The organism is Streptomyces sp. NPDC037290 (assembly GCF_055603245.1).
In genome coordinates this window covers 1-19,225 of the sequence record NZ_JBVJVZ010000031.1, presented here as the reverse complement: position 1 = coordinate 19,225, position 19,225 = coordinate 1, and the positions used below count along the sequence as shown (strand labels likewise).

The window sequence follows — 19,225 nt, the reverse complement described above, 5'->3', positions numbered from 1 at the left end:
GTGCCCCTCGCCCGCCGCTCCCTGATAGACGCCGCTGCCGCGCGCTTCGGCTGGCGCCGCGCCTACGGCGACACCACCGACGTCGACACGCTGCTCATCGAGCAGTCCGAGGCCGCCTACACCGCCGCCGCCGACCACGCCGCGCTCGCCACCGCCAAGAACAGCGAGGCCCTGGCCGTGCAGCCCGGCGTCCTGGACGCCCGCGGCCGGATCCTCGCCGACGTCCTCTACCTCGAGGGCGTCCTGACCGGGGCCCGCAACCGCGGCCTGCCCAGCGAGGTCATCGATCGCCTGGAGGACGTCGTCGACCACGGCCACGAGATGACCGTGCTGCTCGCCGCCGCCGTCCGCTCCACCGCCGCCGCCCACGCGAGCAGCGGCAACTGAGACGCCCGGGACGGCCGCAGGCCGTCACACCCGGCCGTCCCGGAGCCACCCCTTCCCCCACCAGAGCGCATCCGACAGAAGAAGGAGCACACCCAGCATGCACGCATCCGTACGCCGCGCCGCCATCACCGTCGCCGACGCCGCAACCGAGGGCCTGGACATGATCACTGTCGTGATCGGCGGAGCCATCGGAGCCTGGGCGGGCTACACCTACTCGCCCGACACCTGGTCCGGCGACTGGCGCCTCGCCTTCGCCGGCGGCGTCGCGGTCGTCGCCGCCGTCGCCGTCAACTCCCTGGCCGAGCTGTTCCTCACCCCCCTGCGCCGCCTGCTCAACAAGGCCCGCAGCACCGCCCAGCCGACCACCGCGCGCACGCGCACCGCCCCGGCCGCCCCGGCCACCCTGTCCGAGGGCCTGGCGCAGGTCGCCGCCGCCACCGAGAACGACGCCGCCTCCCGCGCCGCCTCGGACGCGTGGCGGATCGACCAGGGCGAGGGTTTCCTGCGGGACGAGGACCGGTGGCGCGGCTACGAGGACGGCGAGGCGTCCTTCTTCCTCGCCCCCGGCGTCTGGCTGCACTACCGCAGCGAGAAGAACGAGTTCGGCCACAGCAAGCCCCAGTTCACGCTGCTGACCGGTGACGGCGACCAGCCGGTGCCGATCAACAACATCCAGGAGATCCGCCACCAGCTCGCCGCCCGCGCCGCCGGCCTTCCCGCCACCCCGGCCGCCGACGCCACCGAGGACCAGGGCGACGTCCTGGACGACGACCTCACCGGCCTGCACGCCACCGCCTGACGGGCTGCCTGTGCCGCCCCGGCCGCCCCGGCCATCCCGGCCGGGGCGGTCGCAGTGTTCCGCCACGACCAGCGCAGGAAGGAGATGGACGTCATGCCGAACCTGGAGTTTTACGAGGTAGACGTCCCCACACACCGCACTGACCAGCAGCTGCACGGGCTGCACGTCTTCACCGGCCAGGCCACCTCCCCCAGCGAGGCCCTGGCCCGCGCCCACCAGGTCTACGACGCGGCGCTCGCCGCGCGGAAGGCCGGACTCGCCAAGCCCGGCCGCCAGGACGGCGGCTGGGGAGCGAGCGGGGTCCGCGACGGGTGGGAGCTGGACTGGCGGGCGGCGAAGGCCGGTCGCTGGTCCAACCCGTTCAGCTGGACCAGCAAGAACAGCTTCGAGCTGTAGATACGCCCCGAGGCAGACGCTCACGGCCTGGAAACCGACGCCTGCCTCGGGCCACCCATCCCGTACAAGACGAGAGGGAGCCCCCAGTATGGCCTCCATCGCGCGCGTACACGCCCCGTCCGGACAACGCGCCCTGATCATCACCAGCCTCGCGGTGCCGCTGACCGGCTGGACCGTCCACGCCGTCAGCCTCCACCGCAAGCTCGCCGCCGCCCGCCGTGACCCGCTCACCGGACTGCTCGGACGCGACGGCTACACCGCCAAGGCCCGGCAGACCACCGACCGGTACGGCGACGACTCCTTAGTGGTCATCGTGGACCTGGACCACTTCAAGGAGATCAATGACGGCCCTGGCGGGCACGCCGCCGGCGACCGCGTCTTGGCCGCCACCGCGCAGCGCCTCACCGCCTGGGCGGGCAGCCGCGGGGCGGTCGGCAGGGTCGGAGGGGACGAGTTCGCGCTCGCCGTACGGATCGCACCGGCCCGCCGCGAACTCCGTCTCGCGCAGCTGGTCACCCTGCTCGCGCAGCCCGTGGAGGTCGACGGCGGCGCCCTGGTCGACGTCGCCGCGTCGATCGGCGCCGCCTCCCCCGACGTCCTCGGCACGACGGACCTGTCCGTACTTCAGCGGGCAGCCGACGCGGCGATGTACGCAGGCAAGCACACCGGTCGCGCCGTGCTCGCCGACCGCTCCCACGCCACCGTGCCGTCCATCAACGGCCGGCGCGCCGGGCGGCCCGGTACCAGCGCCCTCGGAGCCGCCGCGTGAAGCCGCCGACGCTCTACGCCCCGGACCACATCCGCGGCATCACCATCAAGCAGCCCTGGGCGGCCTGCATCCTGCACGGTGACAAGCGCGTGGAGAACCGCCCCAAGTCCTGGGCGCCGGGCTGGCGCCTGCTGCACGCCGGAGCCGAGATCGACCGGGCCGCCCTGCGTGACCCGCTCGTGGCCCGCACGATCCGCGGCCTCGAGCTGCTCTCCCGCGCGGTCCTCGGCATCGTCCGCATCACCGGCTCCCACACCGACACGGGCGAGCCGTGCAGCCCTTGGTCGCAGTCCGAGCGCGTCCACGTGGGCCTGGACGACGTCCACCCGCTGGCTCTGCCCGTCCCGTGTGACGGGCAGGTCGGCCCGTGTGACGGGCAGGTCGGCCCGTGGCGCGTCCCGGTCGCCGTGTTCGAGCAGGTCCTCGTCCAACTCCCAAACCTGGTCCCGCAGCTCACGGAGGTCCCGTCATGAACGGTCTGCGCACCGGCACCCCGAACCCGTCGGCCGTGGTCGCCGACGGCCGGATCCCCTTCCCCCACACCGACGCCCCGACGCGCTGCCAGGACGACCCGAAGCTGTTCGCCATCGAGGACGTCACCGACCGCCTCGAGCGGGAGAAGGCCTTGGCCAAGGCCAAGCTCGCCTGCTCTGGCTGCCCGATCGTCACCGGCTGTCTCAAGTGGGCCCTGGCCAACAAGCAGCTCACCCCGACCGGAGTGTGGGCGGCGACCACCGCCCGGGACCGGAGCAAGCTCCGCAAGGACCTGGTGCGGCGCCTCGGGCCTGACTGGGTCGGCGTCGTCGCCGAACAGGACCGCCGCCTGCAGGAGAGGCAGCACAAGGCGCGCCTCGCCCCGCCGACCGTCCGCGAGACGGTGATGGCCCGCCTGGAGCTGGAACTCATCCCCACCCGGCCCGCCCCGTACGAGCCGTGGAAGGAGCCGATGACCCCGGCCCGGCAGGCGCAGAACATGGCGATCCTCAAGGCCGCGCTGGCCACCAGGGCGGCCGCGTAGATGTTCACCGACTGGCAGCAGGTCCTCGAAGCCGAGGGCCTGCCCCTCAACCCCCGTGGAGCAGCAGGTCGCCGCGGCCCGCGCCGTCGCCCGCCACACGAGCAGTAAGGAAGACCTGGTCCTCCTCCTGGACCCGGTCGGCCTGCCCGGCGACGACGACACCCTCACTGCCTCACTGCCTTGCTGCCTTGCTCCCCCTCCTGACCGGCTCCGAAGGAGACCCCGACATGGTCGAGCAGACCCCCGCCACCACGGCCAACGCGGACGAGGCGATGGTCCTGTCCATGCACTTCGCCGACCACTCTATGGACGAGATCACCAATCAGATTGCGGATCCGGACGCGATGGCTGCGCAGCTCGGTTATCTCCTGACGGCCGGTGCGCTGCCTGTGGTGTCCCTTGGCATCGTCCCGATGGCGTCCCGGCGGACGCACTGGCTGGAGGAAACCTTCCACGTTTACGGCGACCGTCTCGTATCGGTCGAGTTGGTGTCAGCCGAAGTGAGCGTGACGCAGCCCGACGAGATCACTCAGTATCTGGAGACGTTCGAGCGGCTGCGCTCCATGGCCGTGTACGGGGCCGAGGCACGCGCTCTTGTCCTCAAGGCCACCGACGCCCGGGGCTGACCGGTGGGGCGGGAGCCCGTGGGCACCTGAAGACCGCGGGTTCCCGCCGCTAACCACCAGGGCGTATGCCTGGGACGGCCAGGCTGCACACGACAGCAGATCAGTAATGCCGCGTGCAGCGAATCTGACGGTACTGCTGGCCACCGTCCCCCCGGCAGCAGAGCGCGTTCGTTCGCACTGACACCCACACGAGGGAGAGTCGAGTCAACCGTCGGCGTGCGGGCATGTGCCCCGGGCATCACTCTGAGACCATGACCATCTACTCAGGTGACGTTGAAGTCTTCGCCCACGGTCAGTGGCGCACTGCGCGGGCAACGCTCTGGGGACGCCGAGACGAGCGCTCCAGCGAAGCCAACTGGCGGGAACGTTGGGGCGGCTCCATTGCGATGAGAGACGCAACAGCCGCCAAGGACGTCTACGACGACGAGGACCGGAGGCTGCGATTACCCAACGGCCAGGAACGGGGCTTCTTCACCTACAGCTTCACAATCCTGATGAACATCACCGGCGACGGCAGTATCCCCTTCGACGTCGTCTGATCCTCGCCTCAGGCGACGCGACCTGACCTCGACTGTGGAACGATCGGGCCTCGAGGGTGATCGCTTCACACGTGTCGCCCCTGCCGGCCGGGCCGTCGTCTCTCGCGGCCCGGCCTTCCTGCTGCCCGGAAGCCCTTGGCCTCCTTGGCAGCTTTGCTGCATACCAGTTCACGAAGCTTTTGCTCGCGACGTAACTGGTCCCTCTCCAGCTTTGTGGCTACTCCCAGCAGCAGCACAGGTACCGCGGCCGCAAACATCCATTCCCAGTCCATGTTTGGATGTTATGACCGAATTACCGGTTCGGTGTTGAAGTCGAAGTCCCATGCAGGCCCCGGCCAGGGGGCGCCCCTCCAGCGGGGCCTCTCCGCTCCCGCCCATCCCTACGCGAGTGGGAAGGGCAGGCGGGAGCAGGCCTTTGGAAGCGCCGCCCGGCAATGGACCGGAGTCTCTACCCGTGTGGCCACGGCGCCCTTCCGCCGGACGGCGAAGAGCCAGGCAGGCATCGTGTCAGCGAGCTGGTAGGCCGCCACGCCGAGCATCACTCGATCGAGTCGTCTTCGGACGTGCCGGGTATTCCCTGTCCCGAGCGCCGCCTCAACGTGCGGGGCGCACCTCACGGTGCTGAACTGGGATGAGGTTCAAGCAGTAAGGACGTTGCGATGGACGACAGCGGAAGACACAACGGACCGTTATCGCGCGTACGTCGGCGGTGGACTGCAGCCGAGTTGCTGGGTCGGATCCTAGCCGTCATGTTCGCGGCCACCCTGCCGCTACTGATCATCTTGGCCGCCCTGGGCGGGGCTCTCGTAGCGTGCGGCCCTGACGCAGGTAAACCGAAGACGCACACGTCGACCACAAGTAGCCCTCCGCTCTCGCCAAGTGCTTCGTCAACGGCTTTAACGGGCGTCAAAACACCGTCACCGCCTGTGGAAACGAGCACGGCCGTCGTAACGTCGTGGCCTCCTGAGGAGCACAGACCATCGGTGAGGCCGACGCCGACGGTCGAACAAACCACGCTGCCTACACCCATGCCCACGGAAACCTTCGAGCCGCCGGCTCCGGATGTGTACTACAAGAACTGTGCCGAGGCCAGGGCTGCCGGTGCGGCGCCGTTGCACCTAGGGGATCCGGGCTACCGTGCCGGCCTCGACCGCGATGGTGACGGCACCGCCTGCGAGAAGTAGCACCGGCGACCCATCTACCGCTTATCGCGTGTACCGCCGGTGCGAGGAGGGAGCCACATCTCGGCCGGCGTCTTACTGATCATTTCGGAATGAGGTTCGGAGTCGTCTCAAGCAGCTGATGCTGCAGGCGAGTTGGAGCGTTCCGAGGTGGAGGTTGGCTCGTATCTCGTAGTGGATCCGCAGGCGTTTGAACTGGTGGCGCCAGGCGAAGGTTCGCTCGACGACCCACCTGGTCCTGCCCAGGCCGGACCCGTGGGCGGTGTCCTTGCGCGCGATCTTTGGCGTGATGCCGCGAGCGCGGAGGAGCCGCCGGTACTTGTCGTCGTAGCCACGGTCGGCGAACAGCCGCCGTGGGCCGGTGACGCGGCCGGCCCACCAGGCCGCGGATTCGGGGGATCGCGTCCAGCAGAGGCATGAGCTGAGTGACGTCATGACGGTTCCCTCCAGTCAACGACACCGCCAGGGGCGTGCCGTGCCGGTCGGTGAACACATGGTGCTTGCTGCCCCGCCGACCGCGGTCCACCGGCGAAGGTCCGGTGTGAGCCCCCCTTTCAGAGCCCGAACGTGTGAGCCGTCGACCGCGGCGTCCTCCATGTCCACGTAGCTGTTCACCGACTGGCAGCAGGCCCTCCAAGCCGGGGGGCGTGGCCCTCAACCCGAACCCCGGGGGAGCAGCAGGCCACCGTGGCCCGCACCGTCGCCCGCCACGCGAGCAGCAGGAGGACCGCGACGTGGGCGGCTTGAATGCGTCACCAAACACGGCTAAGGCCTCTGTTCCTCGGGCTGCGAGGGGAGCACGGATCCTTTGCGAGAGGGCGGGATGGCTTCTGACGGATGTTGTCCGCGGACAACAAACGTCCGGCCAGGCAGGCCGGTGGCAGTGTTTTGGAGGCCGGGGAAGGACGTTGAAATGGCCGGTGGTCCTGCGATGTTCGCAGGGCCACCGGCCATTTTCGTTACACAGCCTGCGACTACAACTTCAGGCTGGCTGTTCAGCTAGCTCGTGCACCAACGCGGCGAACGTGTCAGGCTGCTGTTCCCGCAGAGCGTTCAGCATCATGCGGGTGCACTTGGCGAACGCTGGCGGCTCCATCTTCAGCCTCAGAAGCATGGCGATGTGCCCGGGGTCGTCATACGGCAGCGGGCGGCTTTGCGCGCTTGCTGATGAGCCGGCGGAGTCAGCAGGAAACGCGGCGGCGTCGGGAGCCACCGCTGACTGCGTGCGCTGGCTCGGACTGTCGCCCGAAGCGATCACATCGGTGCTGTTGTCCGCGTGCTTGTTGTCCGCGGACAACAAGCCTTGCTGATCGGCTCGGGACTCACTCGCTCCCTCAGCCGAGGGCAGTGCCGGCTCGCCTTCTCCGGGGTGCGCCTGAGCCGGCACCTTCAACTTGTTGTCCGCGGACAACAGAGTGGCCTGCGGTTCCGGTTCGATTGGTGTTTCGGGTTTGTTGTCCGCGGACAACAAACCTTCGCGAGCCGCTGCCACAGCCTCCTTCTCGAGAGCCTTGGCCTGAGCTGCGGCTTCCTTCGTCTCCTGGAGGTACTGCAACAGGTCAGCCGCATCGAGCCCGGGGTTGTCTTTCAAATGGCGTGCGAGAGCCCGTCCGTCGCGTTCGGACATAGTCCCGGCGCTGAGCATCGTCTGAAGCTCAACCGGCAAGGTCAGCAGGACCAGCTGGTTGGTTACCCATGAACGGTCCTTACCGAGCTGTTCAGCCGCGCGGGAGCGAGCGCCTCGGCCGGCTCCCTCTGCGCAGACGCTCACCAGCTGCTCTACACCGCGGGCCCGCTCGATGACGTCGAAGTCTTCTCGGCTGAGGTTCTCCTCGAGCAAGTGCTTTATGAACTGCTCGCGGGAAGACGCCAGATCGTCCCGGATTACGAAGTCGAGGGTGTCGACCCCGACGTGTACTGCGCTCCGGAAGCGGCGCTCACCGTTGACCAGGACGTGCAAGGCGGACCCGATGCGTTGCTCGTGATCGGGCCACAGTGCCAGATATGCGGCGCGGGTGACCGCGACGCAGGCGGCAAGCTGGACCTGGCGCAGTTCCTCTCCGAATCGCGTCATCTCTTCATCGGTACCGAAGTTGCGACGCGGGTTGAGCGGGGTGGTTGACACCTCATCGAGGCGCAGACGTACGAGTTCGTAGGCAGGGATTTCGCCCTCGGTGATGGCCTTGGCCCTTCCCCGGGCGCTGCGTTCTCGGCGTGCCTGACCGAACGACGATCCGGTCCCGAGCTTGTCTGCGATGCTGCTCACGCGCTGATCCTCCGAGCCACGGTCCGCATGACCTCCGACTGCTCACCGTAGGGAGCATGGACCAGCAGGGGTTGCTTGACCCGGACGGCTTCCCGCTGGTCCTTCAGCTCCGGGACGATGGCGATGACTGGTGGGTCGCCGATCTTGCGCCATTCTTCGAGGGATGAGGTGGCGACGTATCCCTTGCGCGCGTCGTACAGGTTGACGACGAACCCGATCATGGCGATGTCGATGTCCAAGTCCCCGGTGAGGTCCTGGATCTGGTCGTCGAGCATGTCGAATGCGTCTGCGGAAGAGTCCTCGGCCTGGACGACGATCACGATGCCCGAGGTGTTCTCTTCTTCGTCTTCGCGGGTGCGGCAGTAGTAGAGGGCGGTGTCCATCGAGTAGCCCAGGCTGGGCGGGCAGTCGACGACGATGAAGTCAAACTCCTGCTCGAGTGGCTCCAGTGCCTTCTCGAGCGCAGTCTCCTTGACTCGGACGAAGCGGCTGGTTGCCAGTTTGGCGTCCAGCAGAAATGCGTCCTTGCAGGAGGGCAGCAGCCAGAGGTGGTCTTCGAAGTCGCCACCCTTTATCGGAACGAGCAGGTCGCGCAGCTCGCCCTTTGCGTCACCGAGCATGTGCTTGGCGAGGCTTGGGCTGTCGATGTCCAGCATCTTGTGGCCGAGCTGCACGGTGAGATGGCCCTGCGGGTCAAAGTCGATCAGCAGCGTGCGGTGCCCGGACTCGGCAAGGGCCTGAGCGGTGCCGGCAGCGACCGACGTTTTGCCCACGCCGCCCTTCTGGTTGCCGAAGATGAACCGGCGCGCTCCAGTGACCCGCGCCGGCTTGGGCCTGGGGGAGGGGTTGTTGTCTAGCCAGAAACGGATCGCCTGGGCCACGCCCTGGTTGTAGGAGATGCCTCGCTTCTTGGCGAGGTCCTTAAGCTGGCCGTACAGCCCGACGGGGAGATAGGTGGAGAACGAGGATCCACCACTGGTGTCGACCTCTGGGCGTGGCTTCGCTTTTCGCCAGGTCTCGACGCCTTCCGAGACGGCGTCCTGGATGTCTCTGTCCAGCTCCGCTGCCCGAACCTTCAGCTCCTTGCGCAGGTCGGCAGGCAGCTTCGCTACTACCTTTTCCCGATCAGTCGGGTCGTATGGCGCGGTCATGACGCTACCTTACTCGCCTCTGTCGACTCAGAAGCCCCACAAAACACCTCCAGCTCAAAGTTTGTTGTCCACAGACAACAACCAAGCTCACTCCAAGCACCTACCGGCGCCACCGACATCGGCGAAGAGTCGCGAGGACACTGGGACACCTGATGCCACTGGACTCCCCTCCCCAGGATGCGGGCTGGGATCGCAACTGTTGCGGCTTTCGCGCCGGGCACAGCGCGTCACCGGCGGAACAACCACAAACCGGACAACCCCGCACGCCGTCGGGATGGCACGACCGGGCGCTGGACATGCGATCGGACCGAGCCCAAGGAAACGACGAAGTTCTCTCACTACCCCACCCTCGGCACCGCCGTACGCACGGAGGAGCAGCACTGGCTGACTGCGACAAGCGATTGAAGCCGAACGTGTGCAATCGGTTCGGGGGGCCGGGAAGCCAGGACCGCCAACCAGAAGTGATACCTCAGATAGCACCCGCCTTGGCGTCCGGAGGAGTCGACCTTACGGGAATGGAAGGGCCCAGCCGTCCCTCAGGCATGCAGCACTGCCGGGTCACTTCGACTCAGCTCACGCTGCTCGACACAACCACTGCTTTGAGGATGCAGCCAGCCGAGACCCCGAGCGAGGCGAGGAACGGCTGACATAGAGCGAGGCGACCCGACTCCCGAGTCGGGTCGCCTCGCTCTACCGGGGGCCTCAGCTGCCTACTGCTCGAAGGTGCCGACCTGCTGGGCCGCGGTCTTCGAATATCTGCGGGGCCAGCCGGTAGAGCTTCACGCTGCCGACGCTGCCTGTCTCTTCCATCCAGCCGGCCGCCACGAGTTCCTTCCTCGTGCGGGAGAACACAGGTGGCGTCATGCCCGCTGTCGCAGCCAGCTCACTTGCCTTGATCATCACGGTGCCATCAGGGCGCTGTTCCGAAGACGCGTACAGCATCACGACGATCCGCTGGTTCGGGTTCAGTACACGCCCGGTCTTCTTGAGCAGGTACTGAACATCCTCCGCCTCGTGAATCCTCATCAGGCCTCGTCCTTCTTCCGGCGCCGCCGGTCGCGGGGCTCGCGCACCTTCGTCTCTGGTGGGTTCCAGTCCTTCACCGCTGCCCGGTGCGCGAAACCGGTGCCGATAAAGGCAAGGTACGGCGTGCACCGGTAGAAGGTGGTCCGCCCAAGCCCGCCCGCTTCGACCAGGAGGCGGGCCTTCTTCAGCACCTTCACCACTCTCGATAGAGCATCCGGGCTCATGCCAAGCTCTGTCGCGATATCTGCCCCCGTTCGCATGATGGCCTCCTCACTCGTCTCCGTGGCGAACCAGTACCAAGCAAGGACTCTGAACTCCTTGTCGGTCAGACCAGAAGCAGCAGAGGCGAGTTCACGGCCCTTGCGAATGCCCACATTGATGTGAGCGCCACCATCGAACGCATAGTTGGCGCGGCGTACCTCCTCGACCTCACCTGTGTCCTGATCGACCAGCGCGAGAATCTTCCGCGCCTGCTCTGCCATCGAGAGCCGTCCCTCCAGTCGATGTGATGAGAGCTAAGCGATCCGACTCGTGGAGCGGATCAGTTACCAGGAAGAGCATTACCAGATTGCTAAGTGATCCGGCCACAGAGTCGGATCGATGTGCCACAAGCACACTGAGCACATCGCTAACTGATCCGATCCCCAAGTCGGATCAACCCGCTGCCTGAGTCGGATCAACCCGATCTGGCAATCGGCAATGATGATCTGCGGATCGGGTATCCCGCTCCCAGGAACGGGTCGCATGGCGCGTCTACGCAGGTCACAGCCTCGCGGCGCCTACGTCTTCTTCATACAGTTCTGGGAGGGCAAGTCCCGCGATCCACGGAAGGCCCTGCGGGCCGTCGCTATCGCGCCGGTCCTCGGGCATGTCGGGCAGGGATGCTTTCCAGTGCACGCTGTCTGTGGTCAAGGCTGTAGCACCAACAGGGCGTGGCTGAGCTGTGACCGTGGCTGAGGCGCATACGCGTGCCTGATTGGTTTGCTCTCCCATCATCGTGGCGGGCTGGCCTGGGCTGGTGCCAGGGATGGCTTGGTCCGGGACGGAGGGAACCGGTGACGTAGTGCGAGCAGGAGTGTCTTTGCCCCTCAGGTGGAGGAGCGGTACGTAGGTGGGCGCGCCTTGACAGGGGAGTCGCCTGCTGCCGGCTGATGGTTATGCATCGCGGCGCACCTCGTGGCAGTCGTCGCGCAGCGCTCGCATAGCTTCGGTAGGGGCCGCAGGCAAAACGGCGTCTGCTGGACGGGTGCATCGTCGCCCTCGACGCCCGGTACGGGGGCGCGCTTGCTCTCAAGGACACCATGACAGCCGACGCGCTCGAGGACGATGAGGCCACCGACCAGTACCTCAAGGCCATCGGACAAATCATCGAAGCCAAACGTGAGAAAAATCCGCTGCCCGGGGCGCTCGAACCGGAGCACCATCTTGGGAACTCGATCTCATGACCGCGCTGAATGAGGCAGTGCAAAAAGCCAAGGCTTCATGCACGGCGAGCGATGGCCCGGCACCGACGCTGGAGGCGAAGAGGCGCCGAGGCGAGGAGCGTCGGCTTCCGGAGCGGGAGTGGCTGATCCCGTACGCCTCGTCGGCGATCCACCGGTCGATCAAGGCCAACTGCCGACGCGGTGGGCGAACCGCAACATCTCGAGACGCGAGATCGGCTGGTTCACCTGACGACGCTCCTCTTGCTGTGCCGCATGTCCGTTTGCCGCCTCGCTGCCAACTGAGCGTCGATGCCGACGATCAGCCCGCGCTCGCCGATGTCCTTGGCGACTGCCCGGACGCTCCCGTCACCGTCGCCCGAGCATACTGACGAGCCGACCCCGGCTACGGCGGGCCCGACCGGCCGGGCCCGCCGGGCGCTGACACCGGGAGTGTCATGGTGTGGGCCCGCTCCGCGTGGCCCACACACCGTTGATCTATCCAGCGTTCCGTCACGCACTCGCGGGGCGGCTACTACCGTCGCCTTGACCGGCGTTCAGCGGCGAGCGTGACAGTGGGGGAGGGGCGTATGCGTGGCAGGAAGGCCTTGCTCGAGGCGCTGCGGGTTGTGCGTGACCATGAGGAGGTTGCCGAGCACGGCTGGGTGGTGCTCGGCACGCTGCGCCCCGAGCACCACAAAGAGGTGGAGACCGCGGTGGGGCAGGGCCTGGTGGAGTTTGCCGGCCGGGAGATGCGTGCGGAGTTGTCCGTGTACGAGGGCGGGCCCGTCCGGTGGGCGGCCCGGCTCACCGGCCACGGCCGCGATGTCCTGGCCTACACCGAGGCCAGCCCGGCCCCCGCACACCGGCCTGAGGGGATGGCAGCAGGTGAGCGGCTGGTGGAGCTTCGCCGCTCGGAGATGGACGCACTGCGTCTGTACGTGCACCTCGGCGAACGGCTGCATGTACCGCCGCCCGAGGGCCTGGCCGACCGGGTGCGCACCGCGCGCCAGCTCGGCAGCTGGTGGGTTCTGCACCTGAACGAGGAGCAGATCGCCTCGGTGGCCTACGCCTTCTATTTGCGTTCGATGGGCGGTTCGGTCGCCGAGGCCAACCGGTTCGCCCGCCAGTACGGTGTCACCTACCACGCCGACCGCTCGACGGGCACCCTGCGGCTGACCAGGCTGCCTTGACCCTCCCTCGGCCGGCCGCGAAGCGCGCAAGGTGCGCCCGCGTCCGCAGGCCGGCCGCCCCTGTGGGGGTCGAGGACGTGCAGGTCGCCTCCTGCGGGAACATGGAGGAGGCGACCTGCGGTGTGTGGCGGGCTACTTGAACCAGTAGCGGACGCCGTGGTGGTGGGAGCAGGTGCCCTGGGAGTGCCGCGAGTACGACAAGGACGCGTCCTGACACTTCGCGGTCTCGTACTTGTCGTGGGGCTTTTGGTGGTGTGTCCAGCCGCATACCCCGGTGGTGTGCTGGATGCAGTGGTGGGCGGTGTTGGTCGATGGCAGGGTCGCCGCCGACGCGGCCGGTGCACTGAAGAAGACACCGGCCACGGCGACAGCCACCGCCGAGACCGCAAGACGAGCGCGCAAAAGGAACCCCCCTTTGAGACCGAGCAAGTGCACGGGGACTCTATAAGGGTTTCACCCGCTTACATGCGATTTTGGGAATCCTGGACTCGGCGGCGGGCCGCCAAGCCCGTGCGGTGCCGGACGGAGCTGCCGCGTTTCATCTCCTCGCAGAGCAGGGGGGCGGTCGTTAGGCGTCGCGTGAGGGGACGCGGGCGGCGAGTTCGGCGGCGAAGTGGCGGGCCTGGGCACCCCAGTCGTGGTCGGTAGTGCCGAAGTGCTGCAGGACGTCCAGCAGCTGGTGCGCCTCCGTGAGCGTGAGCAGTGGCAGGCGCGGCTCGTACAGCTCCGGCATACCGAAGGCGGGATCGAGGAGTTCGTCCATGCAGGACGCAACGCACACCACCCCACGCCGGTCACGCTCGCCAGCCGCCCCCTGAACAGGGATTTACCCTCTTCCTTCCTTCCGCGCGCGTGCTCCCTGCCCGTCTGTGAACCCGTGAGGTGTGGGTGAAGGTGGCCTGGGGGAGTTGTCGCATCAGACCCGTCAGTTCCCGGCTTTGGCCTTCGGCGTCGAGCTTGGACAGGGTGCCGCCGAGCGTGCCCACCAGGGATGCGGCACCGCGTTCGGCGACGGTCACGCCTTGCTCGAGGCGCTGCGGGTTCTGGGGGACCATGAGGAGGTTGCCGAGCACGGCTGGGTACTGCTCGGCACGCTGCGCCCCGAGCACCACAAGCAGGTCGAGACCGCGGTGGGGCAGGGCCTGATGGAGTCGGCCGGCCGGGAGATGCGTGCGGAGTTGTCCGTGGCGGGCCGTGCGGTGGGCGGCCCGGCTCACCGGCCACGGCCGCGATGTGCTGGCCTACACGGAGGACAGCCCGGCCCCCGAGCACCAGCCGGAAGGGCCGCGGCTGGTGGAGCTTCGCCGCTCGGAGATGGACGCACTGCGTGAGCCTTTTCAGCTCGGCAGCCGATCGGGTGATGGGTGGGAAGACGAAACGGGCGGAACCCCTGGGCAGTTGAGCAAGGTGCTTGACGTCTCGACTCTTCAGCCTGGGGGCTCAGTTGGTGACGTATCCTGCCGCACTGGACCTGCCGCACGCACTCGGGGAGACGGTCACGATGCTGATCGTCCTGCGGGAGGGTGACCGCCGGTGCAAGCTCCGCCCGTCGGGGCGTGCGCTGGTCGCACTCGTGTACCTCAAGCAGCACCTCACCCTCGGCCAGATCGCGGCCGGGTTCCGGATCAGCGTGGGCACCGCCCACGCCTATGTCCGCTCCGTCGTCGCCCTGCTCGCCTGCCGCGCCCCCGGTCTGACCGCCGCCTTGCGTGCCGGGAAGGCGGCGGGTGTGGAATATGGTGCTGGTGGACGGCACACTCGCGGAGTGTGACCGGGTCGCCGGCGGGAGCGGTGACTTCTCCGGCAAGCACCATAGCCATGGCGTGAACCTGCAGGTCGTCACCGATCCCGTGGGCCGGCTGCTGTGGGTCTCCCGGGCCCTGCCTGGCCGGGTCCACGACGTGCGCGCCGCCCGCCACCACCGCATCGTGACCACCTGCACCCGCCTCGGTATTCCGGCCATGGCCGACCTCGGTTACCTCGGCGCGGGCGGCACCTTCGCCGTCCCAACCCGCCGCCGACCCCGTCAAGAACTCACCGTCCGGCAACGCTCGCTGAACAAGGCCCACGCCCGGCTGCGCTATCCCGTCGAACGCGGCATCGCACGGCTCAAAACCTGGCAGATCTTCCGCCATGCCCGCTGCAGCCCTACCTGGCTCACCACCACAGCCAAAGCCGTCATCACTCTGGAGAGCTACCGCTGAAAAGGCTCCGTCTGTACGTGCACCTCGGCGAACGGCTGCACGTGCCGTCGGCCGAGGGCCTGGCCGACAGCGCCCGCGCCGCAGCGGCGGCGATCCGGGCCCGGGTCGCCGCCGTGGTCGACGTCGCCCTGGCGGCCGTCGACGTCGCCGCGACGGTGTTCGTGATGAATGACGGCGGCTGGTTCCACCGCCGGCACCTGCTCGCCGAAGCCCGCCGTCACCTCGCTCTCGTCCTGCGCGGCCGCCGCCGCGAGCCGGGCCTGGACGAACAGATCGTGGACGCCGCGCTCGCCACGTACTGCGTGGACATCAGCGAGCCGAAGACGTTGCGCGGCCTGCTACCGGTTTACCGCCTTTACACCGCCCGCTGGTCACTGGCCGACCTCCAACCCGACCGCCGCCCGCCTATCCCCACACCGGCCCGTAACCACGTCCAGGCCGACCCGTGCACACCGGCCGCGCCCCGGCCTTCGGACCTGGAGCCGGGGGAGTGGGAGATACCCCGCGTCCCGTTGCAGTACGAGCGGGCCGTCCTGGCCGGCGCGGTGGTCCGCGAGAAGCTGCGCACCACCGTCGCCGCGCGGGGTCAGGCGTACGACGTCGCCCGGCACCAGCAGGCGGCGATACCCGAGCAACTGCTCGCTCTCGAGGCTGCCGACTCCGAGCACGACGACCAGGAGCAGGAGCCCGGCCGACAGGAAGCGGTCGACCTGACGGCACTGCGGGCCCTGCGGGAGTCCCGCACCGACGTGGAAGCCCTCGATCTCACAGCCGAGCGGCTGCGTCACCTCGGGGCCGCCTTCACCGCAGCGGCCGGCCGGGCCCGCGCCACGATGGACCGCTACGCCCACCGCGACGATGCCGCCAGGCCGCACCCGGTGCGCGAGGACGACCAACAGGCGCACCGCCCCCAGAAGCCCGGACCCCGCACCACGGCCCTTCGGCGGGCCACTGAGTGCATCCGATGCTGTGCATCGCACCGGCGATGCCGTGCATGCACTCCACTCGGTGGACTCCACCGAGTGGAGCCCATCAGCCGGGAGTGGACGACACCGTGCTCAGCATCCACTCCCCTGAGTGGAGCTCACCCGCCGGGGAGTGAGCCTCCGCCAACTTGAATACGCAGGTCAAGGGGCTGGTGTGACCGGTTCTCGGGTTGCTCACGCTGGTCGCGGGCGGCAGTCTGAGCAGTAGATCGTCCGTCAGGCCATGTTGAATTGCTGGCGCCAACCGCCCGGAGTGGGGATCTCCGTGCCTACTGCGGCAGGTTGGCCTCGTAGTTGGAGGGCCCGCCGCCCGAGCGCCGCAGGCCCTCCGCCTTCCCATTACACGCAGGGAACGTAAAGGACGGGACTGTTCGCAGTGCCGCTGCCCGCGGAGCCGCCAGAGCTCACGAGGGTGCCATACGTCGTCGTCCGGAAGGCATGGTTCGGGTCACCGGAGTGGTGCTCGCAGGTTGCTGCTGCGGTCGACGACCGCAGCAGAGGCGCGCACTTCGACTGGCGCGCGGCCCCCATCGTCATCCACTGGTTCGAGTAGTCGTTGTAGAGCTCCAGGTCCACCTCGCTGGTGCAGGCGACGGGTCCACCCGAGCACGTCTTGATGCCTCCGGTGTCCGTCATCCGGGAGCCGCTGTGGATGGGCTTGGAGGCGTAGAAGTCGCAGCTGGTCGTCGTTTGCGGGGAGGCGTCCTGCGTGGCCACGGTGATCTCCGGTGGTGCCGGATTCGGCGGCGGGGCCGCCACCGCCGTCTGGCCGCTCGCGGCCACCAGCGCCACGCCAACGGCGAGCGGATGGCGTCCTCCACCTCGTCCTGGGTCGCGTAGGAGGCGATGTACGGGTGGGGGGAGTAGGGCCCGCTCTTGCGACGGCCTTCGCTGTCTGTGGGCCGCAGCACGAGGTTCTGGCTCTCCAGCAGCGTTCTGCCCCTTCCATCCCAGGTCAATGACGCTTTGCGGTCTGGGGACTCACGCGCGCTGGGTCGGTAGCTCCTCAGCCCTGGCGGGCTTGCGGTGCCCCGCCGACGTGGTCGTTCACCACGGGCGGCTGGCGGGTCCGTCGGGGCCTGCAAAACGGAAAGCGTGGCTAAGACCGGTACGGGGTTGCTGCAGCATACGCGCACCTGCTCCGTCGACTGCTGGCATCGTCGTTGCTGACTTTCGGTGGTGCAGGTTCAACGGGCGGGAGAGTGGTTCAGGTCGGGGTTAAAGCGACTGCATCGGCTTTCGCGGACGGCCGGTCCCGCTGCCCCAGCTCCCTGGCGCGAATCCGTTTCGTCGTGGTGTAGGCCGACCGCGCCCGAAAGCGGCCGGGATGTGAGTGTGGGAGGGCCGTTGCCCGACAACCCGCATGTGAACTCGCTGGCGTGTTGGCAAGGACCAAGCGGGGAGCAGCTGTGCGGCAATGGGCTGCCTTGAGTGGAGCTGGGGTGAAGACGATGTGCGTTGCTGTGAGACGGCACTGAGGGGTTGAAGTGCAGTAGCCGACGGTGCGCAGCTGGAGTGATAAGAGAGCGCGCCCGCCAATGTGTGTCTGACCTGCATAAACTCCCCGAACAGTCAAGATCGAGGGAACTGGCAAGCAGATCCCTCGGCCGTGAAGGGCGATCCGCAGGCCTGAGTAGACAGTTCTCTCAGACGTGCCAAACAGTCCCAGCAGTCGTGCACGACGATCTGTCGGACTGGGAGAGCGATCACCTGAGCGGCCACCACGGTACTAGAAACTGCCCACCACGATCCTGCAGCAGCACCAGATTGACGTGACGTACATGAGTCTCTGTTTGAGCGATCGAGGCCGAGCAAGACGAACTCTTCACATAAGCGGAAGCGACACGGCCGACAGGCGGAGTTGATTGACGTCCTGCTCATGTACGTTAAGTTCATCAGGTCGGCCTCACGGCCGTCCCTTGTCCACCATCCGTCAACCCCCTTGTACCGGAGGGTCCGTTGGGAGCAGCACGCAGGCTGGTCGACGCCGACACGGGCGAGCCGGTCCCCTATGCGCCATACGCCTTCTCCGGCAGGCATACACAGGTCGACAAGGCACGTGTCGAGGCGATCACCGAATCGAAGGCGTTCACGCCCAGTCAGAAGTTTCTTGTCCTGTGGTGGATCGGAGTTTCCCCCGAGGGCATGGAGCCGCTCAGGGCTACTGGAGCGGATATCGCCAAACGCGTAGGAATGTCCACTGACGCCGTGGGGAAGATCAATAGGAAGCTGGTCAAGCACCGCATCCTGGTCGTCCGCGGGCGCATCGGTAACTACAACTTCTACAGAATCAGCCCTTACATCGCCTTCCACGGCACCGGGATCGAACAGCGCGAAGCGGTGAAGACGTGCAATCCGCCCGACATCCCTGGATTCAACGAGAACGCCCCTGCGCGGTGGGAGGTCCAGTGATCAGCAGCGACGACAAGCAGAAGAACCTTGAGCTGCTGGAGAAGACCGCCGGCATGAGCGCTAACCAGCGCCTCGTCGTCATGCTGTACGCCCTGCACCCGACCGACCGGTCCGGTGCCGTTCTCGAGACAGCCGTCAACCTGGCCAAACTCGTCGGCATGGCCCCGCCCGTGTTCTCCCGCACCCGCAAGCAGGTCATCGAAGCCGGCTGGCTAGAGGAGACCGAGAGACTCGGGCACATCAAGTACTACCGTCTCGACCCCAAACGCATGGGGGAGAACGTCGTCGTCCCTCTGCGACGCGCAACCTGACGTCCCAGAGACCGCTGCTCATTGACGTGAAGTACATCAGGAGCGGTCTGCAGGACGTCCCCCTTGCGCTCCCGGCAATCTGCACGCCCTCGGCGCACAGCGCGCTGGCAATCCCCTGCGATCGTGGAGTCTTTGTCTATGCGGCTTGAGTCCGTGAATGGGCCTCAGCGCGCTTCTGATTGATGATCTGTTCGAACTCGGTCGGTGGCAGCCCGCCGGCGGCGCTGTGCCTGCGGCGCGTGTTGAAGAAGTCCGTGATCCACGTGGCGATCTTCAGCCTGGCCTCGGCGCGGGTGGCGAAGCGGTGCCGGTGAATGTACTCGACCTTGATCGACGAGTGGAACGACTCCGCGGCCGCGTTGTCCAGGGCCGACCCCACACGCCCCATGGACTGCACTACTCCAAGACGCTCACACAGCGCGTTGTACGCCTCACTCGTATATTCGGCGGATTCAATCGGTCGTCGCAACACCTCTGTGAGCTGGAGGTTTGCGGGTGGGTGTGGGGAATCGGCAGCGAGCGGCACGGGAGTATCGTGGG

The 19,225-nt window shown here is 67.5% G+C and carries 21 protein-coding genes and 3 pseudogenes; 15 read left to right on the top strand and 9 right to left on the bottom strand.

All coding sequences use genetic code 11. The features are described 5' to 3' along the window. From ACZ7HQ_RS40615 to ACZ7HQ_RS40575, 9 genes and pseudogenes are all read left to right on the top strand, one after another. Complete coding sequence (locus tag ACZ7HQ_RS40615; RefSeq protein WP_471001298.1) at nt 1–387, top strand: hypothetical protein; 387 nt, start codon at nt 1–3, stop codon at nt 385–387. A 97-nt stretch (nt 388–484) separates the two neighbouring features. Then, nucleotides 485–1,186: a hypothetical protein gene (locus ACZ7HQ_RS40610; RefSeq protein ID WP_471001295.1), complete on the top strand. Its 702-nt coding sequence runs from the start codon at nt 485–487 to the stop codon at nt 1,184–1,186. Nucleotides 1,187–1,279: 93 nt separating this feature from the next. Then, complete coding sequence (locus tag ACZ7HQ_RS40605; RefSeq protein ID WP_471001292.1) at nt 1,280–1,582, top strand: hypothetical protein; 303 nt, start codon at nt 1,280–1,282, stop codon at nt 1,580–1,582. Nucleotides 1,583–1,670: 88 nt separating this feature from the next. Further along, complete coding sequence (locus tag ACZ7HQ_RS40600) at nt 1,671–2,351, top strand: GGDEF domain-containing protein (protein ID WP_471001289.1); 681 nt, start codon at nt 1,671–1,673, stop codon at nt 2,349–2,351. Then, nucleotides 2,348–2,824 carry an ASCH domain-containing protein gene (locus tag ACZ7HQ_RS40595; RefSeq protein ID WP_471001286.1) on the top strand — a complete coding sequence of 159 codons (477 nt, stop codon included), beginning with the start codon at nt 2,348–2,350 and terminating at the stop codon, nt 2,822–2,824. The genes ACZ7HQ_RS40600 and ACZ7HQ_RS40595 overlap by 4 nt, the downstream gene beginning before the upstream one ends. Further along, nucleotides 2,821–3,369, top strand: a complete 549-nt coding sequence (locus ACZ7HQ_RS40590; protein WP_471001284.1) for a WhiB family transcriptional regulator — start codon at nt 2,821–2,823, stop codon at nt 3,367–3,369. The genes ACZ7HQ_RS40595 and ACZ7HQ_RS40590 overlap by 4 nt, the downstream gene beginning before the upstream one ends. Before the next feature lie 323 nt (nt 3,370–3,692). Beyond that, a pseudogene (locus ACZ7HQ_RS40585) lies at nt 3,693–3,995 on the top strand (Scr1 family TA system antitoxin-like transcriptional regulator); the annotation flags it as partial. A gap of 251 nt (nt 3,996–4,246) precedes the next feature. Beyond that, a complete protein-coding gene (locus tag ACZ7HQ_RS40580) occupies nt 4,247–4,534 on the top strand; it encodes a hypothetical protein (RefSeq protein ID WP_471001281.1) in 288 nt (95 codons plus the stop codon). A gap of 1,028 nt (nt 4,535–5,562) precedes the next feature. Next, on the top strand, nt 5,563–5,718 hold the full coding sequence (locus ACZ7HQ_RS40575; protein WP_471001278.1) for an excalibur calcium-binding domain-containing protein: 156 nt from the start codon (nt 5,563–5,565) through the stop codon (nt 5,716–5,718). Between the two features lie 72 nt (nt 5,719–5,790). Here ACZ7HQ_RS40575 and ACZ7HQ_RS40570 read toward each other — a convergent pair. From ACZ7HQ_RS40570 to ACZ7HQ_RS40550, 5 genes and pseudogenes are all read right to left on the bottom strand, one after another. Beyond that, nucleotides 5,791–6,306, bottom strand: a pseudogene (locus ACZ7HQ_RS40570) (IS5 family transposase); the annotation flags it as partial. A gap of 391 nt (nt 6,307–6,697) precedes the next feature. Next, nucleotides 6,698–7,981 (bottom strand): ParB/RepB/Spo0J family partition protein, encoded by a 1,284-nt coding sequence (locus ACZ7HQ_RS40565; protein ID WP_471001275.1) that lies wholly within the window; start codon nt 7,979–7,981, stop codon nt 6,698–6,700. Next, nucleotides 7,978–9,132 carry a ParA family protein gene (locus ACZ7HQ_RS40560; protein ID WP_471001272.1) on the bottom strand — a complete coding sequence of 385 codons (1,155 nt, stop codon included), beginning with the start codon at nt 9,130–9,132 and terminating at the stop codon, nt 7,978–7,980. Before ACZ7HQ_RS40560 ends, ACZ7HQ_RS40565 begins: the two co-directional genes overlap by 4 nt. Before the next feature lie 702 nt (nt 9,133–9,834). Next, nucleotides 9,835–10,158, bottom strand: a complete 324-nt coding sequence (locus ACZ7HQ_RS40555) for a replication initiation protein, RepL2 (protein ID WP_471001269.1) — start codon at nt 10,156–10,158, stop codon at nt 9,835–9,837. Then, nucleotides 10,158–10,640, bottom strand: coding sequence for a MarR family transcriptional regulator (locus tag ACZ7HQ_RS40550; RefSeq protein WP_471001265.1), 483 nt, complete (start codon nt 10,638–10,640; stop codon nt 10,158–10,160). Before ACZ7HQ_RS40550 ends, ACZ7HQ_RS40555 begins: the two co-directional genes overlap by 1 nt. A gap of 819 nt (nt 10,641–11,459) precedes the next feature. Here ACZ7HQ_RS40550 and ACZ7HQ_RS40545 point away from each other — a divergent pair. Continuing rightward, nucleotides 11,460–11,603 (top strand): hypothetical protein, encoded by a 144-nt coding sequence (locus ACZ7HQ_RS40545; RefSeq protein WP_471001262.1) that lies wholly within the window; start codon nt 11,460–11,462, stop codon nt 11,601–11,603. Nucleotides 11,604–12,169: 566 nt separating this feature from the next. Then, on the top strand, nt 12,170–12,772 hold the full coding sequence (locus tag ACZ7HQ_RS40540; protein WP_471001259.1) for a DUF6417 family protein: 603 nt from the start codon (nt 12,170–12,172) through the stop codon (nt 12,770–12,772). Nucleotides 12,773–12,904: 132 nt separating this feature from the next. Here ACZ7HQ_RS40540 and ACZ7HQ_RS40535 read toward each other — a convergent pair whose 3' ends face one another. Together ACZ7HQ_RS40535 and ACZ7HQ_RS40530 are read right to left on the bottom strand one after the other, a co-directional pair. Further along, nucleotides 12,905–13,174 carry a DUF3761 domain-containing protein gene (locus tag ACZ7HQ_RS40535; RefSeq protein ID WP_471001256.1) on the bottom strand — a complete coding sequence of 90 codons (270 nt, stop codon included), beginning with the start codon at nt 13,172–13,174 and terminating at the stop codon, nt 12,905–12,907. Nucleotides 13,175–13,340: 166 nt separating this feature from the next. Beyond that, entirely contained in the window at nt 13,341–13,535 is a 195-nt protein-coding gene (locus tag ACZ7HQ_RS40530) for a hypothetical protein (RefSeq protein WP_471001253.1), read from the bottom strand. Between the two features lie 681 nt (nt 13,536–14,216). On the opposite strand from ACZ7HQ_RS40530, the pseudogene ACZ7HQ_RS40525 reads away from it, so the two are divergent. After that, nucleotides 14,217–14,976: pseudogene (locus ACZ7HQ_RS40525) on the top strand (transposase). A gap of 17 nt (nt 14,977–14,993) precedes the next feature. Then, nucleotides 14,994–16,094 (top strand): hypothetical protein, encoded by a 1,101-nt coding sequence (locus tag ACZ7HQ_RS40520; protein WP_471001250.1) that lies wholly within the window; start codon nt 14,994–14,996, stop codon nt 16,092–16,094. Between the two features lie 207 nt (nt 16,095–16,301). On the opposite strand, the gene ACZ7HQ_RS40515 is transcribed toward ACZ7HQ_RS40520, so the two are convergent. Continuing rightward, the gene (locus tag ACZ7HQ_RS40515; protein WP_471001248.1) at nt 16,302–16,754 is read right to left on the bottom strand and encodes a hypothetical protein; all 453 of its coding nucleotides are present in this window, start codon (nt 16,752–16,754) and stop codon (nt 16,302–16,304) included. Nucleotides 16,755–17,921: 1,167 nt separating this feature from the next. Between ACZ7HQ_RS40515 and ACZ7HQ_RS40510 the strand changes: the two genes are divergently transcribed. Both ACZ7HQ_RS40510 and ACZ7HQ_RS40505 read left to right on the top strand, forming a co-directional pair. Beyond that, complete coding sequence (locus ACZ7HQ_RS40510; RefSeq protein ID WP_471001245.1) at nt 17,922–18,374, top strand: MarR family transcriptional regulator; 453 nt, start codon at nt 17,922–17,924, stop codon at nt 18,372–18,374. Beyond that, entirely contained in the window at nt 18,374–18,685 is a 312-nt protein-coding gene (locus ACZ7HQ_RS40505; RefSeq protein WP_471001374.1) for a replication initiation protein, RepL2, read from the top strand. The genes ACZ7HQ_RS40510 and ACZ7HQ_RS40505 overlap by 1 nt, the downstream gene beginning before the upstream one ends. A gap of 136 nt (nt 18,686–18,821) precedes the next feature. Here the strand turns inward: ACZ7HQ_RS40505 and ACZ7HQ_RS40500 are convergent. Beyond that, on the bottom strand, nt 18,822–19,225 hold a 404-nt coding region (locus ACZ7HQ_RS40500; RefSeq protein WP_471001242.1), incomplete at its 5' end, for an integrase core domain-containing protein.

Excerpts from the sequence above, each read along its gene's own strand:
- ACZ7HQ_RS40540 (WP_471001259.1), top strand. The coding sequence starts at position 12,170 with ATGCGTGGCAGGAAGGCCTTGCTCGAGGCGCTGCGGGTTGTGCGTGAC.
- ACZ7HQ_RS40575 (WP_471001278.1), top strand. The coding sequence starts at position 5,563 with ATGCCCACGGAAACCTTCGAGCCGCCGGCTCCGGATGTGTACTACAAG.
- ACZ7HQ_RS40605 (WP_471001292.1), top strand. The coding sequence starts at position 1,280 with ATGCCGAACCTGGAGTTTTACGAGGTAGACGTCCCCACACACCGCACT.
- ACZ7HQ_RS40590 (WP_471001284.1), top strand. The coding sequence starts at position 2,821 with ATGAACGGTCTGCGCACCGGCACCCCGAACCCGTCGGCCGTGGTCGCC.
- ACZ7HQ_RS40610 (WP_471001295.1), top strand. The coding sequence starts at position 485 with ATGCACGCATCCGTACGCCGCGCCGCCATCACCGTCGCCGACGCCGCA.
- ACZ7HQ_RS40530 (WP_471001253.1), bottom strand. The coding sequence starts at position 13,535 with ATGGACGAACTCCTCGATCCCGCCTTCGGTATGCCGGAGCTGTACGAG.
- ACZ7HQ_RS40560 (WP_471001272.1), bottom strand. The coding sequence starts at position 9,132 with ATGACCGCGCCATACGACCCGACTGATCGGGAAAAGGTAGTAGCGAAG.
- ACZ7HQ_RS40545 (WP_471001262.1), top strand. The coding sequence starts at position 11,460 with ATGACAGCCGACGCGCTCGAGGACGATGAGGCCACCGACCAGTACCTC.
- ACZ7HQ_RS40555 (WP_471001269.1), bottom strand. The coding sequence starts at position 10,158 with ATGAGGATTCACGAGGCGGAGGATGTTCAGTACCTGCTCAAGAAGACC.
- ACZ7HQ_RS40550 (WP_471001265.1), bottom strand. The coding sequence starts at position 10,640 with ATGGCAGAGCAGGCGCGGAAGATTCTCGCGCTGGTCGATCAGGACACA.
- ACZ7HQ_RS40600 (WP_471001289.1), top strand. The coding sequence starts at position 1,671 with ATGGCCTCCATCGCGCGCGTACACGCCCCGTCCGGACAACGCGCCCTG.
- ACZ7HQ_RS40580 (WP_471001281.1), top strand. The coding sequence starts at position 4,247 with ATGACCATCTACTCAGGTGACGTTGAAGTCTTCGCCCACGGTCAGTGG.